This is a genomic window from Streptomyces lothianensis (assembly GCF_047779955.1).
In the GTDB taxonomy this organism is placed as follows: domain Bacteria; phylum Actinomycetota; class Actinomycetes; order Streptomycetales; family Streptomycetaceae; genus Streptomyces.
In genome coordinates this window covers 1-17,794 of the sequence record NZ_JBLMKT010000043.1, presented here as the reverse complement: position 1 = coordinate 17,794, position 17,794 = coordinate 1, and the positions used below count along the sequence as shown (strand labels likewise).

The 17,794-nt window shown below is 72.9% G+C and carries 15 protein-coding genes; 10 read left to right on the top strand and 5 right to left on the bottom strand.

Annotated elements, in window-relative coordinates; genetic code table 11:
* Positions 1–32: 32 nt before the first annotated feature.
* Positions 33–935, bottom strand: a complete 903-nt coding sequence (locus tag ACLF6P_RS16055; protein WP_415950998.1) for a helix-turn-helix domain-containing protein — start codon at positions 933–935, stop codon at positions 33–35.
* Positions 936–1,065: 130 nt separating this feature from the next.
* Here ACLF6P_RS16055 and ACLF6P_RS16050 point away from each other — a divergent pair, with 130 nt between their 5' ends.
* The 5 genes from ACLF6P_RS16050 to ACLF6P_RS16030 all read left to right on the top strand — a co-directional run bounded on the left by ACLF6P_RS16050 (position 1,066) and on the right by ACLF6P_RS16030 (position 7,585).
* Positions 1,066–3,018 carry a glycoside hydrolase family 35 protein gene (locus tag ACLF6P_RS16050; protein ID WP_415950997.1) on the top strand — a complete coding sequence of 651 codons (1,953 nt, stop codon included), beginning with the start codon at positions 1,066–1,068 and terminating at the stop codon, positions 3,016–3,018.
* A 316-nt stretch (positions 3,019–3,334) separates the two neighbouring features.
* Positions 3,335–4,222 carry a hypothetical protein gene (locus tag ACLF6P_RS16045; RefSeq protein WP_415950996.1) on the top strand — a complete coding sequence of 296 codons (888 nt, stop codon included), beginning with the start codon at positions 3,335–3,337 and terminating at the stop codon, positions 4,220–4,222.
* 153 nt (positions 4,223–4,375) lie between these two features.
* Positions 4,376–6,001, top strand: coding sequence for an ankyrin repeat domain-containing protein (locus ACLF6P_RS16040; protein WP_415950995.1), 1,626 nt, complete (start codon positions 4,376–4,378; stop codon positions 5,999–6,001).
* Positions 6,002–6,114: 113 nt separating this feature from the next.
* Complete coding sequence (locus ACLF6P_RS16035) at positions 6,115–6,450, top strand: YnfA family protein (RefSeq protein WP_415950993.1); 336 nt, start codon at positions 6,115–6,117, stop codon at positions 6,448–6,450.
* A 103-nt stretch (positions 6,451–6,553) separates the two neighbouring features.
* Complete coding sequence (locus ACLF6P_RS16030) at positions 6,554–7,585, top strand: LacI family DNA-binding transcriptional regulator (RefSeq protein WP_415950992.1); 1,032 nt, start codon at positions 6,554–6,556, stop codon at positions 7,583–7,585.
* Between the two features lie 132 nt (positions 7,586–7,717).
* On the opposite strand, the gene ACLF6P_RS16025 is transcribed toward ACLF6P_RS16030, so the two are convergent.
* The 3 genes from ACLF6P_RS16025 to ACLF6P_RS16015 all read right to left on the bottom strand — a co-directional run bounded on the left by ACLF6P_RS16025 (position 7,718) and on the right by ACLF6P_RS16015 (position 12,454).
* Positions 7,718–10,495 carry a glycosyl hydrolase gene (locus ACLF6P_RS16025; protein WP_415950990.1) on the bottom strand — a complete coding sequence of 926 codons (2,778 nt, stop codon included), beginning with the start codon at positions 10,493–10,495 and terminating at the stop codon, positions 7,718–7,720.
* 167 nt (positions 10,496–10,662) lie between these two features.
* Positions 10,663–11,688, bottom strand: a complete 1,026-nt coding sequence (locus ACLF6P_RS16020) for an SDR family oxidoreductase (RefSeq protein ID WP_415950989.1) — start codon at positions 11,686–11,688, stop codon at positions 10,663–10,665.
* Position 11,689: 1 nt separating this feature from the next.
* Positions 11,690–12,454, bottom strand: coding sequence for an SDR family oxidoreductase (locus ACLF6P_RS16015; protein WP_415950988.1), 765 nt, complete (start codon positions 12,452–12,454; stop codon positions 11,690–11,692).
* 25 nt (positions 12,455–12,479) lie between these two features.
* Here ACLF6P_RS16015 and ACLF6P_RS16010 point away from each other — a divergent pair, with 25 nt between their 5' ends.
* From ACLF6P_RS16010 to ACLF6P_RS15990, 5 genes are read left to right on the top strand one after another with little or no spacing between them, the layout of a single operon-like run.
* Positions 12,480–13,388 (top strand): enoyl-CoA hydratase family protein, encoded by a 909-nt coding sequence (locus ACLF6P_RS16010; RefSeq protein WP_415950987.1) that lies wholly within the window; start codon positions 12,480–12,482, stop codon positions 13,386–13,388.
* Positions 13,389–13,390: 2 nt separating this feature from the next.
* Positions 13,391–14,242, top strand: a complete 852-nt coding sequence (locus tag ACLF6P_RS16005) for a CoA transferase subunit A (RefSeq protein WP_415950986.1) — start codon at positions 13,391–13,393, stop codon at positions 14,240–14,242.
* On the top strand, positions 14,239–15,000 hold the full coding sequence (locus tag ACLF6P_RS16000; protein ID WP_415950985.1) for a CoA-transferase subunit beta: 762 nt from the start codon (positions 14,239–14,241) through the stop codon (positions 14,998–15,000). The genes ACLF6P_RS16005 and ACLF6P_RS16000 overlap by 4 nt, the downstream gene beginning before the upstream one ends.
* Complete coding sequence (locus ACLF6P_RS15995) at positions 15,000–16,067, top strand: NAD(P)H-dependent flavin oxidoreductase (RefSeq protein WP_415950984.1); 1,068 nt, start codon at positions 15,000–15,002, stop codon at positions 16,065–16,067. The genes ACLF6P_RS16000 and ACLF6P_RS15995 overlap by 1 nt, the downstream gene beginning before the upstream one ends.
* Positions 16,068–16,098: 31 nt before the next feature.
* Positions 16,099–16,983: a tyrosine-protein phosphatase gene (locus ACLF6P_RS15990; protein ID WP_415950983.1), complete on the top strand. Its 885-nt coding sequence runs from the start codon at positions 16,099–16,101 to the stop codon at positions 16,981–16,983.
* Here the strand turns inward: ACLF6P_RS15990 and ACLF6P_RS15985 are convergent.
* Positions 16,961–17,794 (bottom strand): MFS transporter (locus ACLF6P_RS15985; protein ID WP_463315321.1); only part of this gene is annotated, 834 nt, incomplete at its 5' end. The genes ACLF6P_RS15990 and ACLF6P_RS15985 overlap by 23 nt on opposite strands.

The window sequence follows — 17,794 nt, the reverse complement described above, 5'->3', positions numbered from 1 at the left end:
ACCGGGAGGTGCCCGTCACCGGGAGGTGCCCGTCACCGGGAGGTGCCCGTCACCGAGGACGGCCCGAGGACCGGCGGGTCCGCCGGGTCCGGGATCTCCCGGGACCAGCCGCCCGGCACCGTACGGGCCTGCCGTTCGCGGAAGCGGACGGGGGCCAGGCCCACCCTGCGGGCGAAGAGCCGGGAGAAGTAGGCGGGATCGTCGTAGCCGACGCGTCGGGCCACCGCGGCGACCGGGAGTTCGGTCGCCGTGAGGAGTTCCTTGGCGCGGCCGAGACGGATCGACAGCAGGTAGTCCTTGGGGCTGCGGCCCGCACCCCGGCGGACGGCGGTACGCAGTTCGGCGGGCGTCATCCCGAGCCGTGTCGCGTGCTCGGCGACCGAGAGCGGCAGATACGCGTCGCGGGCGAGCGCTTCGAGCACCGGGTCGCCGTCGGGCGCGAGGTCCGCGCGGGAGCGGCGCAGTGCTACGAGGAGTTCGTGGACGGCCGCTCCCGTCTCGACCTCCAGGAGCGGGTTCCCCGCCCGGGCGGCGCGCGCGATCCGGGTGATCACGGCGCGCGCGGGCCCGCTGTCGCCGAGCGGTACGACGGGCCGGTCCGCGGCGATGTAGCCGAGTTCGGTGTACGTGCCGGTGGCGGGGCCCGTGAAGTCGACGAAGGCCTCGTCCCAGCCGGTCTGCGGATCCGCGCCGTACTGGTGGGGCACCCCGGGGAGCAGCCAGACGAGCGCGGGCGCGGTGACGGCGAGGCGGCGCCCGTCGGGGAGCCGGTACCAGCCGCCGCCTGAGCAGATCACCATGGCCACGTGGTGGTCGAGGGTGCGCGGACCGACCGGCGGCAACGCACCGTACTGCAGGCCCACGCCCAGGCAGGCCAGGCCGAGCCGGTGGTGCGCGGGGCTGGGCGCGAAGTACCGCGTCCACGTGTGGAACATGGAATTCTGCCCCCTTTACGACCGTTTCGGGGCGCTGCCCGCAGTGCAAGTACGCCTGATCTTTGTCCATGGACCCCTGTCCCGCCAGGGGTGAATCTGGACCGGTGGCAACGGCGATCAAGGGGCGGGCATGAGCACATCGGGAACGGGCGCGGGCGGGAGCGAAGGGCTCGGAAGCGAGCGGTACGGGAACGGTGCCGGCGGAAGTGGCGGGCTCGGGCGCGGGCGCCGCGGAAGCGGTGGGGGCGGAAGCGGTCGGCTGCGGACCGGGGAGTTCCGGGTCGGTGCGGAGCACTTCGAGCTGGACGGGCGGCCGGTGCGGCTGCTCTCCGGTGCGCTGCACTACTTCCGGGTGCACGAGGAGCAGTGGGCGCACCGGCTCGGCATGCTCCGCGCGATGGGCCTCAACTGCGTGGAGACGTACGTCCCCTGGAACCTGCACGAGCCCTCCCCGGGCGCGTACCGCGATGTCGGGGCGCTCGGCCGTTTCCTGGACGCGGCGGCACAGGCCGGCCTGTGGGCGATCGTGCGGCCGGGCCCGTACATCTGCGCGGAGTGGGAGAACGGCGGGCTGCCGCACTGGGTGACCGGACCGCTCGGGCCGCGGGCGCGCACCTGCGATCCGGAGTACCTGCGCCTGGTGGGCAACTGGTTCGGACGACTCCTGCGGGAGGTCGCGCCACGCCAGATCCACCGCGGCGGCCCGGTCGTGATGGTGCAGGTGGAGAACGAGTACGGCTCGTACGGATCCGACCGGGAGTACCTGCGCCAACTGACCGGTCTGCTGCTCGATCTGGGGGTGGAGGTTCCGCTGTTCACCTCGGACGGGCCCGAGGACCACATGCTCACGGGCGGCTCGGTGCCCGGGGTGCTCGCCACGGTCAACTTCGGCTCACAGGCCCGTACGGCCTTCGAGGTACTCCGCCGCCACCAGCCGTCCGGGCCGCTGATGTGCATGGAGTTCTGGTGCGGCTGGTTCGCGCACTGGGGCGGCGAGCAGGTGCTGCGTGCGCCCGGGGACGCGGCGGCCGCGCTGCGCGAGATCCTCGGCTGCGGGGCGTCCGTGAACCTGTACATGGCGCACGGCGGCACGAACTTCGCCGGCTGGGCGGGTGCCAACCGCGACGGCGCACTGCACGAGGGCGGCCTGCGGCCGGACATCACCTCGTACGACTATGACGCGCCCATCGACGAGCAGGGGCGGCCCACGGCCAAGTTCTGGGCCTTCCGCGAGGTACTCGCGGAGTACGCGGAGGCACCGCTGCCCGAACTCCCCGCCGAGCCCGCCCGGTTGTCCACGCCGGTCTCCGGGACACTCGACTCCTGGGCCTCGATGGACGACGTCCTCACGGAGTTCGGCGGCCCGGAGACGGTCACCGGGGCGCCGCCCACATTCGAGGACCTGGACGTGGACCGCGGCCTGGTCCGCCACCGGTTCACGGTGCCCGGGCCCCGGCAGCCGTACCCGCTGAGCGCGGCGGGCCTGCGGGACCGTGCGGTGGTGTACGTGGACGGTGTACGCGCCGGGGTGCTCACCGAGGACGCGCCGGTCCTGGCGGAACCGGTGGCCGGTCCCGCGGTGGTCGAACTGTGGGTGGAGTCCCTGGGGCGGGTCAACTACGGACCGCGGGTCGGCGAGCCGAAGGGGCTGACCGGGGGGCTGCGGCACGAGCGGCAGTATCTGCACGGGGGCAGTGCGTGCGGGCTGCGCCTCGATGCGTTCGAGGCGGGGCTCGGGGGGCTGCGGCTGCGGGCTGTGTCAGGGGCGTCGGATGCATCCGAGATATCTGGGGCGTCTGAGGCGCTTGAGGCGTCTGGGGTGTCTGAGGCGTCTGAGGCGTCGACCGGTCTGTTCGTCGGCTCGCTGGAGGTGGACGGCGCGCCGGGCGACGCCTGGCTCGAACTGCCCGGCTGGACCCGGGGCTTCGCCTGGCTGAACGGCTTCAACCTGGGGCGCTACTGGTCCGCGGGCCCGCAGCAGTCTCTGTACGTCCCGGGCCCGGTCCTCAAGGAGGGCCCGAACGAGCTCTGGCTCCTGGAACTGGAAGGCGCGGGGCCCGATCGAACGCTCCGGCTCGGGTAGGGCCCCTCCCCCGCTCCCCCTGCCTGCGGGCAGTCGTACCGCCTCCCCGCCCACCCTGCCTGTGGGCAGTCGTGCCGCAGGGCCAGTGGGGTCTCCCCTGCGCAGGGGGGTGCCCCTGCTCGAAGAGCTTGGGGGAGAAGGTGAGAGCTTGGGGAAGGGTGGGCACAAGCACCCGGCCGGAGGCACCCCGCCCGGCGCGCGCCGCCACGGTGGCCCGCCCCACCCGTACAGTGGAAGCCGGGCCCCACCCGGCACGCGACCGAGCCGGACGGACGGGCGGGCGGGCGGCCCGACGACACGAGGGGGTGCGGGCGGCGTGGCGAACGGCGGCCCCGTACAGCACGGCTTCCCACATCTGGACACCGTGCGCTCCGCGATCACCGCCCTCTACCGCCGCCTCTCCCCCGCCACCGTCCACTCCTTCGCCCCCAGCATCACCCCCGCCGACGTCGCCTTCTGCGATATCGACGACCTCCACCTGGGCACCCAGCGCGTGGCCCGCGCCATGGTGCAGCACCTGCGCCTCCCCGACGCCCGGATGATCGTCTCCTTCCGCGAGATGGAACACGCGGCCAACGTCGAACTGACCGCGGGCCCCGAGTACTTCATCGAGCTCAACGACCGCTTCCGCACCCACCGCCGCGACATCGGAGCCGCCCTCGCCCACGAGGTGATGCACGTATACCTGCACCGCCTGGACCTGGCCTTCGCCGGCACCCGTGACAACGAGATCCTCACCGACACCGCGACCACCTATCTGGGCGCGGGCTGGCTGCTCCTCGACGCCTTCCGCGAGGACGGAACGGGCTCGCAGAAGCTGGGGTATCTCACGCCCGAGGAGTTCGGCTACGTCCTGGCCAAGCGCGCGCTGGCCTTCGGTGAGGATCCCGCGATCTGGTTCACCAGCCCGCAGGCGTATACGGCGTATACGAAGGGGCTGCAGCTGGCCCGCCAGGACGAACGGCAGCCACCGCTGACCGCGGCCGGCTGGGCGGGGCGGCGGCGTTATGCGAAGGACCGGCGCCTTGCGCGGGACCACGGCCCGGGCGGGGCCTGCGGCGGCCCGTACTCCTTCACCGGGAAGGACCCGCTGCGGGTGGCGTTCCCGTGCCCGGCGTGCCGACAGCGGATCAGGGTGCCGGTACGCGGGCGGGTCCGGGTGCGATGCACGCTGTGCGGCTCGCTGCTGGACTGCGATACATGACGCACCGGGCCCCTGGAGGCCGGCGGACGGTGCGAGGGCAGGCGGCCGCCGGGCGGGCGGTGCGTGGGTGGGCGGCCGCCGGGCGGGCGGTGCGCGGACGGCGGGCGGAATCTCTTTGCATCGGCGGCCCGCCCGGGTGAAGGTAGCCGAAGCATGCAGAACCATCACACCCCGGACCAGTCCGCCGAATCGGCCCTCTTCGCCGCGGTGTTCGACGGAGACGAGACCACGGCCCTGCGCCTGCTGCGCTCCGGCGCAGACCCCGACGCGGCCGACGAGGACGGTGCGACGCTCCTGTACCTCGCGGCGATGACGAACCGTCCCGGTCTCGTCCGGCTGCTGCTCGCGGCGGGCGCCGACCCGGCGCGGCTCAGTTCCGGCGCCGATCTGCCGCTGTGCGGCGCGGCCTGCGCCGGCCATCACGAGGCCGTACGGGCGCTGCTCGCCGCGGGGGCCGCGCCGGACCAGGCCGAGGAGGGCGGCTTCACCGCGCTCGCCTGGGCGGTGCAGCTCGGCCATGCGGACACCGCCGGGGCGCTGCTCGCGGCCGGTGCGGATCCCGAGCGGCCCGGTCCCGATGGGGTCACCCCGCTGGTCTCGGCGGTGCGGCGGGGCTCGCTCGGGTGCGTGAAGGCGCTGCTCGCGCAGGGGGCGCGGCCCACGCAGGAGGCGCTCAGCGAGGCGTGGCGGTGGCTGGCCGCGGATGTGGAGGCGGTGCTGCGCGCGGAGGTTGCCGAGAGGGCCGGTCCGGGCGAGTTGTTCGTGCGCCGCGTTCCCGAGTACGGGGGGATCACGGTGTGCGTGGAGGTACTGCGCGCGGACGGCGGTGGTTTCGGGCGCGAACAGCAGACGGGGCACGGGGCCATCGCCACGATCCTGGAGCAGACGCTGCGGGTCCGGTCCCCCTTCGGTGAACTCCTCGACCGCGCGCTGCCGTCCCCGAGCTCTCACCTTCTCCCCCAAGCTCTTCGAGCAGCGGGCACCCCCCTGCGCAGGGGGGACTCCACCGCGGACCCGGAGAACGAGAACTGGCGCGAGGCCGCACAGGCGCTCGCGGACCGCGCCGACGAGGCCACATACCAGGCGGCGGCCGCACTGTCCCGGGATGCCTCGGTGCTGCGGCGGGCGTTCGCGGCGGATGTCCTCGGACGGCTCTCGGTGACGAACCGGGCGTATGCGGGGCGGGCGTTGGGGCTGCTGGTCAGGGTTGCGGAGGGCGGGCCCGGCGAGTTCACCGGTTCCGCCGAGGGTGCCGTCCTCGCCCGTACGCTCGTGCGCGCCCTGGGCGAGCCGGGCGATCCGTCCGCCGTCGGGCCCGTCCTGCGCTTCGCGCATCACCCCGATCCGGCGGTCCGGGCCGCGGTCGCGACCGCGCTGCACTCCCTGACGTCGGTCGCGGACATGACGGCCTCCGACACCCCTGGATCCGCCCACACCCCCGACCCCGCGACCGTCCTCGCCCGCCTCACCAGCGATACGGACCCCGTCGTACGCCACCGGGCCACCCGCGCCCTCTCCTGGTACTCCGGCGACACCCTGGAGGTGCGCGAGAGCCTCGCCGCCCGCCTGGCGGACAGCGATCCGGCCACCGTGGCCGAGGCCGCCCGCGGGCTCGCCGTCCGCGGCGATCCGCGCGCCGTGCCCGCGCTGTCCCGGCTGCTCACCGGCCAGGATCCCGCGAGCGCCGCGTACGGGAGGGCGGTGGCAGCCGTCGAGGAGGTACGGGACGAGCGGGCCCGCGCCATGCTGCGGGGCACGTTCCCACGCATCGGGGCCTGAGCCCGGCCCGCCCGGGTGGGCTGCGTCTGGCTCTGGCTCTGGGTCTCGGTCCATGGCCGGGTGCGCCCCGGACCGAGACCGGAAGCAGAAACGGACCGCCCTACGATGACCCCATGATCGTGGCCCGTTCCATCGCCCTCTTCGTGCTCGCCGCGCTCCTGGAGATCGGCGGTGCCTGGCTCGTCTGGCAGGGCATCCGGGAGCACCGGGGCTGGGCGTGGATCGGCGGTGGCTTCATCGCGCTGGGCCTGTACGGCGTGGTCGCGACCCTCCAGACGGACGAGAACTTCGGCCGCATCCTCGCCGCGTACGGCGGGGTCTTCGTGGCCGGTTCGATCGCCTGGGGCATGGTGGCGGACGGATACCGGCCCGACCGTTTCGATGTGATCGGCGCGCTGGTCTGCCTGGCGGGCATGGCCGTGATCATGTACGCGCCGCGAGGGCAGTGACCCGCGGCGGCACCACGGCCACGCATGAGAGCGCTCTCATCCAGCCGGACGCCGGATACCCTGACCGGCAGACGACCCTTTGAGCAGACGAGGAGCGCCTCTCGTGCCGCAGCCGGAGCAGACCACCGGACCGCGTCCCACGCTGGAAGCCGTCGCCGCGCGCGCGGGCGTCTCGCGCGCCACGGTCTCCCGCGTCGTCAACGGCGGCGCCGGCGTGCGTGCGCCGCTCGTCGACAAGGTGCGCAAGGCGGTCGAGGAGCTCGGCTACGTCCCGAACCAGGCGGCGCGCACGCTCGTGACCCGGCGCAACGGGGCGGTGGCCGTGGTCATCGCGGAACCGGAGATGCGGATCTTCTCCGACCCCTTCTTCGAGCAGCAGGTACGCGGGATCAGCCGCGAACTCACGGCGCACGACGCGCAGCTGGTGCTGCTCTGGGTGGAGGGCCCGGGCGATCACGACCGGATCGCGCGCTATCTGGGCGGCGGGCATGTCGACGGCGCCCTGGCCTTCTCGCTGCACGACGAGGACGCGCTGCCCGCGCTGATCGGCCGGACGCAGATCCCGACGGTGTTCGGCGGGCGGCCCGCCGAGGGTTCCGCTCCCTCGGTCCCCTATGTGGACGTAGACAACCGCGGCGGCGCCCGGGAGGCGGTGCGGCATCTGGTCACCCGGGGCTGTACGCGGATCGCGCACATCGCGGGGCCGCGTGACCAGACCTCGGCGCAGGACCGACTCGACGGCTATCTCGACGTGCTCGTGGACGGCGCTCCCGGCCTGGTCCGCCAGGGCGACTTCACCGAGGGGAGCGGCGCGCGGGCGATGGCGGAACTCCTGGAGAACAGCCCCGGCGTCGACGGGGTCTTCGCCGCGAACGACCTGATGGCGGCGGGTGCCCTCCGCACGCTGCGGGAGCGGGGCCTGCGGGTGCCGCAGGACGTGGCCGTGGTCGGTTTCGACGACATGGCCTCCGTGGCCGCCACGGCGGAGCCCGCGCTCACGACCGTCCGCCAGGACATCGAGGGCATGGGCCGGTTGATGGTCCGGCTCCTCATGCGGCTGCTCGACGGGCCCGGCGACGACCGTCCGCGCTCCGTCATCATGCCGACGACGCTGGTGCGGCGGGCATCGGCCTGACGGGACGGTGAGCACCGCGCCATGACGGCACGGCATGAACGGCGTGACGAACGGTGGGCACCGGACCGTGTCCGGTGCCCACCGCAGTTCATGCCGTTCATGCCGTCATGCCGTTCATGGCGTTCATGCCGTTCAGTTGTACGGGATCACCAGCACCGACCCATCCGGGCCGGTCCGCAGCCGCGAGGAGCCGTTCCCGATGGCGCTCCACACTTCCAGGCGGACGGTGCCGCCGTTCAGGTCGCCGGGCGTGCCGGTTTCGGACCGGAGGCCGCGGGCCTGGGTGTACTCCTCCCAGCCGGGGACCGGGTCGGTCGCGAAGTAGTGGTAGGTCACCGTGCGGTCGAAGCTGCCGTCCCCGGTGAAGTCGTAGCTGATCCGGGCCTGCTGGCCGAGGGCGACGGTGGTGTCCGCGTCCACCTGGAGGCGGAAGGCGGTGGACGCGCCCGGATCGAGGCTGCCGTTGACGCCCCGTGCCTCGTAGACGAGCGGCCGGTACGGGGTGCCGTCGTGGTTGGCGCCGTCGGCGGAGGCGAGCGTGTCGCTGCCCGTGCTGCCGCCCGTGTCCGTGGTGAGGGTGCCGCCGCTGCGGAGCCGGAAGGTGTTCCCGGTCGGCGGTTCGGGATCCGGATCCGGGTCGGGGCCGGGGTCGCTTCCCGTACCGACGGCCGTGGAACGGGCCGGTACGGACAGCTTCCTGCCGTCGGAGAAGGTGACGGTGGTGGCGGTGGCGCCGTGGTTGTGCGCGACGTAGGTCCGGGTGCCGCCCTTGGTGAAGACGGCCGAGGTCGGAAGGGAGCCGGTCACGGAGGCGTCGGGTGCGCCGAGTGAGTCGAGGGAGGTGATCCAGTGGTACGTATGGGCCTTGGACTCGCCCTGTTCGGGAGTGTATCCGGCGTGGCCCGCGTCCCATTTCGCCTTGGCGCCGGCGGGATCGGCGAAGGACTCGAACTCCCAGAGGATGTCGCGCCATTCGACGGCGGGCCCGCCGTTCTCGCGTTCCATCTCGGCGATGTTGCGCCGGATCGCGGCCGGTTCGCCGCCGAGGTGCAGCGAACCACCGGTGACGGGCAGGACGTTGATGCCGTGGATCTCCTCGGGGTTGGCGGTCCACCAGGTGGCGTAGGCGCCGCCGCTGCCCCAGACCATGCCGACGGTGTCGTGCCCGAAGGCGGACGGGAAGACCTGTTCGTCGGCGTCGAACCAGTACTGGGCGATCGCCGTCGACTCCGTGCTGAGCAGATAGGCGCCGAGGTCGCGCAGTGAGCTGTCGCCGGTGGCGGAGCCCCACAGGACGAGCGCGGCGGAGAGGTTGGTGGACTCGGAGGAGGACTCCTGGTTGTTGCCGGCGGCGAAGCCCTGGTGTCCGGCGGCCCAGCTGTGTCCGGCGTAGACGTCGAAGCCGCGCAGGAACGGGAAGGCGCTGTCGGTGCGGCTTGGGTTGGCGGTGTCGCGTACGAGGGTCTCGACCATGCCGCCCCAGGCGGAGTCGGCGGCCCAGGCCCGGTCGTACTGGGCGACGATCGCCGCCGCGTGGACGTAGTAGCCGTAGTGGAAGTGGTGGTCGTTGAGTTCGGTGTCGCTGCCGTAGGAGGCCGGGTAGCCGGTGAGGGTCTTCCAGTCGCGGTCGTAGCTGAACTCGTTGGCGCCGCCCGCCGTGAACCAGTCCTGCAGCTTGCCCTTGATCAGGCCGAGCAGCCGGTCCCGGGTACCGCTCTCACCGATCTGGTCGGCGACGGGCACAAGCTGGGCGAGGCGGCCGAGCGCCTTGCCGGTCCAGTAGGTGTCGGTGGCTCCGGAGAACGGGTCGGAGGCGTTGACGACGTCGTTCAGATAGCCGCGCAGGCGTGCCGTGTCCACGCTGTCCGTCCTCGGCAGTGCGGGCAGCACCGCGGCGGCCTTGCTGCTCGTGGTGAAGGAGGCGGCTTCGCGGACCTTCATGGTGCCGCGCGGGGAGACGTAGGTGTACGGGGTGAGCGGGTCGGTGGTGTGCAGCCACTGGTGGCGGTAGAGGGCCTGGAGGGTGCCGCGTTCGGTGCCTTCCTTGGCCTCGGTGCTGAGGGTGTAGGTGGCCCGGACCGTGCCGTCGGTGTGGTCCCAGGTCACCTCGGAGCCGGTGACGAAGCTGTAGGCGTACTTCTCGTAGGTGGCGAGTGCCCCGGTGGTGGGCAGGACGGCGACGGAGAAGTAGTCCTTGCCGCCGAGGCCGGCCGTGATCGTGGAGCCGGAGATGTTCCAGTCGCTGCCGGTCGGCGCGAAGAGGGCGTAGTGGTGTCCGGCGACGGTGATGCCGAGGACGTTGCCCCGGTCGGCGAAGACCGCGGGGGCGGCGGCCGTGGTGATCTGCGCGTTGCCGCCGGAGCCTTCGGCGTAGACGAACGGTGAGCCGTGGCCGATGGTGGTGCGCAGGGTGCGGGCGCCGTCGGACCAGTAGGGGGTGACGGTCCAGTCGGACCAGTCGTCGGCCAAGGCGTCGGGGGAGTTGAGGCCGGCCAGGCCGAGGGTGAGGTCGCGCCGGTGGGCGTATTCGTACTGGCGGCCCTCGCCGACGATGGCGGGGGTGGTCGGGTAGCCGATGTCGAGTCCGGCGGAGGTGGCCTGGTAGGTGAGGGGGTGGCCGTACATGGGGGTGGAGTACGGGTTGTCGTCGTAGCGCTGGAAGGCGAGTGAGGACCACCAGTCGTTGGTGGGCACGGGCCGGTTGCGCGCGGCTTCGGTGACCTTGGGGGTGACGGGGGTTCCGGTGTTGCTGGTGGGGCCCGAGGTGCCGGGCGGGCGGGTGTCGGAGTAGCTGCCGGCGCCGACGGGGACGGTGGCGGCGGCAGCGGGCGCGGCGGCCGCGCCGAGGCCGAATGCGGCCAGGGCCGACGCCAGAACCAGTGTGGGGAGGGTTCTTGAGAGCGCTCTCATACGGCGGGAACGTAGGACCCACGCAAGACAGTGTCAACACTTCGAACACAGCGGGCAGCCGAAACCGCCCTCCGGAGGTCACGCCTTCAAGTCCTGGAGCCTGCACGCCGGTTCGTCCGTGCGAGCGGGCCTTGCGGGAACGTTTGCGAGCCGTTGCGGGCCCGCCCTCACTCCGCCCCGTACACCGCCCCCGGAGCCTCCGCGGAGGCGAGCAGCTTCAGTGCCGCCTCGCCGACCTCGCCCGGCGCCCAGCGTGCCCCCTTGTCGACCGACGGGCCGCGACGCCAGCCCTCCATGACGGTGACCTTCCCTGCCTCCACCTCGAAGACCCGGCCGGTGACGCCGGACGAGGCGGTGGAGCCGAGCCAGACGACGAGCGGGGAGACGTTCTCGGGGGCCATGGCGTCGAAGTCGCCCTCGCCCGGGGCGGCCATGGCCGAGGCGAAGGTCTCCTCGGTCATCCGGGTCCTCGCCGCCGGGGCGATCGCGTTGACCTGCACCCCGTAGCGCCCCATCTCGGCGGAGGCGACCGCGGTCAGCCCGAGGATGCCGGCCTTCGCGGCCGAGTAGTTGCCCTGGCCGACGGAGCCGAGGAGCCCTGCGCCGGAGCTGGTGTTGACCACCCGGGCCGCGACGGGGCGGCCCGCCTTGGCCTCGGCCCGCCACCAGGCCGCCGCATACTTGAGCGGCAGGAAATGCCCCTTGAGGTGGACGCGCAGCACCGCGTCCCAGTCGTCCTCGTCGAGGTTGACGAGCATCCGGTCCCGCAGGAAACCGGCGTTGTTCACCAGGGTGTCCAGGCGTCCGTACGTGTCGAGCGCGGTCCGTACGAGCGAGGCGGCGCCCTCGGAGGTGGCGATGTCGCCGCCGTGCGCGACCGCCGAGCCGCCGAGCGCCTCGATCTCCGCGACGACCCGGGCCGCCGGGCTGTCCGCCCCGGCCGCCGCCCCGTCGAGCCCGACCCCGAGGTCGTTCACCACGACCCGGGCGCCCTCGGCGGCGAAGGCGAGCGCGTGCGCGCGGCCGAGCCCGCGCCCGGCGCCGGTGACGACGGCCACCCGCCCTTCGCAGATCCCCGAGCCGGCTTCGACGGGTCCGGTGGGTCCGACGGGTCCGGTGGGGCCGGTGGGTCCAACGGGGCCGGTGGGCCCGACGGGTCCGGTGGGTCCGACGGGTCCGGGTCCAACCGACATATCAGCTCTCCTTGTTGACATTCGCGGCGTCCAAAAACGCGGGCCGTTCCCCGCCTCCGTGCAGCAGCAGGCTCGCCCCACTGACATAGGCGGCCCGCTCGGAAGCGAGGAAGAGGGCCGTCTCCCCCACATCCGCGGGCTCGGCGAGCCGCCCGAGCGGCACGGTCGAGGCGACGGAGGCGAGGCCCGCCTCGTCGCCGTAGTGCAGTGCGGACAGTTCCGTGCGCACCATCCCGAGCACGAGGGTGTTCACGCGCACCTCGGGCGCCCATTCCACCGCCATGGAGGAGGCGAGGTTCGCCAGGCCCGCCTTGGCCGCCCCGTAGGCCGCGCTGCCGGGCGAGGGCCGCTGCCCGCTCACGCTGCCGATCATCACGATCGAGCCGCAGCTCTCGCGCAGCAGCGGGTACGCGGCGAGCGAGACGGTCAGCGGGACCACCAGGTTGAGTTCGAGAACCCGGGCGTGCCGGGCCGCTCCGCCCTCCGCGAGCGTGCGGTACGGGGTGCCGCCGGCGTTGTTGACCAGCACGTCCAGGCGGCCGTGGGTGGCTTCGATCTGCGCGAAGAAGGCCTCGACCGCCACCGCGTCCCGCAGGTCCACAGGCAGGAAGTCGGCCGTCCGGCCCGCCGCTTCGACCGGCGTGTCCGGTGGTCTGCGCGCACAGATCACGACGCGCGCCCCGGCCGCGAGAAGGGCCCGGGCGATCCCGGCGCCCACGCCCCGGGTGCCGCCCGTGACGACCGCGACCCTCCCATCCATCTCCATTCGCTGCTACCTTCCCGCCTAACAAATGTTTGGTGGAAAGGTAGCTGATCCTTCTATGTCTGTCAGGGGTATCTCCACCTCGAACCCCGACAAGGGCATCGCCCTCGTCACAGTCGACTTCCCGCCCGTCAACGCCCTTCCCGTACAGGGCTGGTACGAGCTGGCGGAGGCGCTGATCGCGGCGGGCCGCGACCCCGGGACCCGGGTCGTCGTCCTCACCTCGGCGGGCCGCGGCTTCAACGCGGGCGTCGACATCAAGGAGATGCAGCGCGACAGCGGCCACGGCGCGCTCATCGGAGCGAACCGCGGCTGCCATGCCGCGTTCTCGGCCGTGTACGAATGCGAGGTCCCCGTCATCGCCGCGGTGCACGGCTTCTGCCTGGGCGGCGGGATCGGGCTCGTCGGCAACGCGGACGTGATCGTGGCCAGCGAGGACGCCGCCTTCGGCCTGCCGGAGCTGGACCGCGGCGCGCTCGGCGCGGCCACCCATCTGTCCCGCCTGGTCCCGCAGCACCTGATGCGCGCCCTGTACTACACCTCGCGCACCGCCACCGCCGCGGAACTGCACGCACACGGCTCGGTGTGGCAGGTCGTCCCGCGCGAGCGGCTGCTCGACGAGGCGCTCGGCCTGGCGCGCGAGATCGCGCGGAAGGACGGCTACCTGCTGCGGCTCGCGAAGGCGGCCATCAACGGCATCGACCCGGTGGACGTGCACCGCAGCTACCGCTTCGAGCAGGGCTTCACCTTCGAGGCCAACCTCAACGGCGTCGCGGACCGCGTACGGGACACCTTCGGCTCACCGGACACGACCGGTACGCCGGACACGACCGGACGACCGACGCCGACCGGACGGCCGGAGCCGACCGGACAGCCGGACACGACCGGACGACCGGAGTCGACCGAACAGCCGGACACGACCGGAAAGGAGGCCTGACCATGGCCGACAAGACCATGAGCGCCCAGGCCGTGATCGGCCGCCTGGAGAGCGGGATGACGCTCGGCATCGGCGGCTGGGGCTCGCGCCGCAAGCCCATGGCGCTGGTCCGCGCCCTGCTGCGCTCCGAGGTCACCGCTCTGACGGTGGTCTCCTACGGCGGCCCCGACGTGGGCCTGCTCGCGGCGGCCGGGAAGATCCGCAAGCTGGTCACCCCGTTCACCACGCTCGACACCATCCCGCTCGAACCGCACTTCCGCGCCGCGCGCGAGAGCGGGGCCATCGAGCTGACCGAGGTCGACGAGGCGATGTTCATGTGGGGGCTGCACGCGGCCGCGAACCGGCTGCCGTTCCTGCCGGTCAGGGCCGGGATCGGCTCGGACGTCATGCGCGTCAACCCCTCGCTGCGGACGGTCACTTCGCCGTACGGGGACGGGGAGACCTTCGTCGCGATGCCGGCCCTGCGCCTCGACGCGGCCTTCGTGCACCTCAACCGCGCCGACCGGCGCGGCAACGGCCAGTACCTGGGCCCCGACCCGTACTTCGACGACCTGTTCTGCGAGGCGGCCGAGTCCGCGTACGTCTCCTGCGAGCGGATCGTGGAGAGCGCCGAACTCACCAAGGAGGCCGCGCCCCAGACGCTCCTGGTGAAGCGGCACAGCGTGGCCGGGGTGATCGAGACGCCGAACGGCGCGCACTTCACCTCCTGCGCGCCGGACTACGCGCGGGACGAGCCCTTCCAGAAGCTGTACGCCACCACGCCGTACGCCGAGTTCGCCGAGCGTTTCCTCGCCGGGGACGAGGCTGCCTACCAGTCGGCCGTGGAGGCCTGGCACGAGGAGCAGAACAAGTGACGACCACAACGACCACCCCCGCCTCGACCGCCGCGGCCCGCGCCGAGTACTGCGTGATCGCCTGTGCCGAGGCCTGGCGCGACAACGGCGAGGTCCTCGCCAGCCCGATGGGCCTGATCCCCGGCTTCGGCGCCCGCCTCGCCAAGCGCACCTTCTCGCCCGACCTGCTCCTGACCGACGGCGAGGCGATGCTGGTCGACCTGGACGGGGCCGTGGAGGGCTGGCTGCCGTACCGCCAGCACCTCTCCATGGTCACCGGCGGCAAGCGGCACGTCATGATGGGTGCGAGCCAGCTCGACCGCCACGGCAACCAGAACATCTCCTGCATCGGCGACTGGGAGCGGCCGAAGCGGCAGCTGCTCGGGATGCGCGGCGCGCCCGTCAACACACTCAACAACCCGACGAGTTACTGGATCCCCAAGCACTCGGCCCGGGTCTTCGTCGAGCACGTCGATGTCGTGTCCGGGGTCGGCTACCGGCGCGCGGCCGAGGCGGGCCCGAGCGCCACCCGCTACCACCGACTCCCCCGCGTGGTCACCAACCTCGGTGTCCTCGACTTTGAGACCCCCGACCACGCGATGCGTCTCGCCTCCCTCCACCCCGGGGTCACCCTCGACGAGGTGCGTCGGGCCACCGGTTTCGAGCTGGTCGTCCCCGAGGACGTACCGACCACGCGGGAACCCACCGCCCACGAACTGGAGCTGATCCGCGAGGTGATCGACCCGCGCGGGCTGCGCGACCGTGAGGTGCCCGCGTGATGGAGACGGCCCTCACCGAGCTGGTCGGCGTCCGCCACCCGCTCGTCCAGACCGGTATGGGCTGGGTGGCGGGCCCGCGCCTGGTCTCGGCGACGGCGAACGCGGGCGCGCTCGGCATCCTCGCCTCCGCGACCATGACCCTCGACCAGCTGCGCTCGGCGGTACGGGAGGTCAAGTCCCGTACGTCGGAACCGTTCGGCGTGAATCTGCGGGCGGATGCCTCGGACGCGGGCGAGCGGGTGCGGATCATCATCGACGAGGGCGTGAAGGTTGCCTCCTTCGCCCTGGCCCCCTCGCGCGAACTGATCGCCGAGCTCAAGGAGGCCGGTGTCGTCGTCGTGCCCTCGATCGGGGCGCGGCGGCACGCCGAGAAGGTCGCCGCCTGGGGCGCGGACGCGGTGATCGTGCAGGGCGGCGAGGGCGGCGGGCACACCGGGGACGTGGCGACGACAGTGCTGCTGCCGCAGGTGGTGGACGCCGTGGACATCCCCGTCGTGGCGGCCGGCGGCTTCCACGACGGGCGGGGCCTGGTCGCCGCGCTCGCGTACGGGGCGGCGGGGGTCGCGATGGGCACGCGCTTCCTGCTCACCTCCGATTCGACGGTCCCCGATGCCGTGAAGGCCCGCTATCTCGCGGCGGGCGTGCAGGACGTGACGGTCACGACGGCCGTGGACGGACTGCCGCACCGCATGCTCCGTACGGATCTGGTGAACTCCCTGGAGAACGCGGGCCGCGCCCGCACACTCGCCCGTGCACTCCGGCACGCGGCGGCCTTCCGCAGGCTCTCCGGGCTCAGCCGGCGCGCGATGCTCCGCGACGGCCTCGCGATGAAGCACGGCAAGGAGCTGACCTGGAGCCAGGTGCTGCTCGCCGCCAACACCCCCATGCTCCTCAAGGCGTCCATGGTCGAGGGCCGCACCGACCTCGGCGTCATGGCATCCGGGCAGGTGGCAGGCGTCATCGACGACCTGCCCTCCTGCAAGGAACTGGTGGACCGCGTGATGGCCGAGGCCCAAGCGGTTCTCCTGCGACTGCAAGCGCAAGGCACCCTGCCGACACCAGGGTGATTCCCCCCTTCCCTCAAGCGGGAGTTACGTCATGCCCCTGACGAGACGCGCACTGCTGAGCACCACCGTCGCGACCGCCGCCCTGGCGGTCGCCGCGGCGCCCGCGGCCGCCCTGCACCGGACGAGCGGTGCACGGCACATCCCGCTCGAAGGCGCGGTCAACGTCCGCGACCTGGGCGGATACGGCACCTACGACGGCGAGCGGGTCCGCTACGGCCGGGTCTACCGCGCCGACCAGCTCGGCAAGCTGACCGACGCGGACGTGAACACCCTGGCCGGTCTGCGGCTCGACCGGGCGATCGACTTCCGGGTTCCCATCGAGGTGCAGCAGAACGGCGCGGACCGGCTGCCCGCCGGCGTGACCCCGGTCTCCCGGCCGGTCAGCGATCTCGGCCTGTACGCCCGGCTGCTGCAGATCATCGGTTCCCGCGATCCCGTGTACCAGGAGGAGGCCCTCGGCGGCGACCGGGCCGCGGAGATGATGCGGCAGATCTACCGCTCGTTCGTCACGGACGCCACGAACCGGGCCGCCTTCGCCCAGACCCTGCGGGATCTGGCCTCGGCACCCGGGCCGGTGCTGTACCACTGCACCTCGGGCAAGGACCGTACGGGCTGGACGAGTTATCTCGCACTGTGCCTCGTGGGCGTGCCGGGCCGGACCGCCCGCCAGGACTACCTGCTCTCCAACACCTACCGCGCCGAGGCGGACCGCCGTACGCGCGAAGGGCTGCGCAGGCTGGGCCTGATGGAGAACCCGGACCTCCTGATCCCCGTGCAGGAGGTCCGCTCCGACTACCTCGACGCCGCACTGTCCCAGGCGGAGTCCGACTACGGCGGCCTGACCGGCTACGTACGGGACGGGCTCGGCCTGGACTGGCGCACGTTCCTCGCGCTCAGGGAACGGCTGGTGGACTGACCGAGCCGGCCCGGGGCCCGTCTTCCCGGGAGGGCGGGCCCCGGTGGCCGGCGGAAGCGGAAGCTGCCACCGGCTCCGGCGTGTCCCTCACGCTCGACTCCATCCCCCTCAACCGCCGCGCACTGCCTCGCCGCTGCACCGCCGAGAGTCCCGCGAGCACACCCCCGAGGGCGAGCCAGCCCACCGGGCCCGCCGCCATCACCGCCCCGGTGACGAGCGGCGGGCCCGCGGACTTCTGCACCGACTGCGACATTCCGGCGACTCCCAGGTAGGCGGGCCGTTCGGCGACGGGCGCGAGCGATACGGCCAGCTCCCAGGAGCTGACCGAGCGCAACAGCTCGGCGACCGTCACCACGACCGCCGCGGCCAGGAGCAGCGCTCCGGCCCACAGAGCCGTCGCCCCGGCGGACAGGGCGAGCAGCACGCAGCCGAGCGCCACCGCGATCCCGTAGACACGCAGGGCCCGCAGTGCCCCCGCCGGCCCCTCGAACCGGGTGGAGAACTGGAGTTGCAGCAGTACCACCATCACCGTGTTGACCACGAGGAACACGGGCACCAGGAGATGCGGTGCGTCGGTGCAGCTCACCAGCCACAGCGGGAGGCCGACCATGAGGATGGTGTCGTCGAGGTTGAGCGGGATGTCGAGCAGCGCGAAGCGCAGATAGCCGCGGTCACGCCAGGGGCCGCGCGCCCGGCCCGCACCACCGCCTGCCAGGCCCGCACCCCCATGCGCCTCGGCCGAATCGCCGTCCGCCCGGCCCGCACCCCCATGCGCCTCGGCCGAATCGCCGTCCGCCCGGCCCGCACCCCC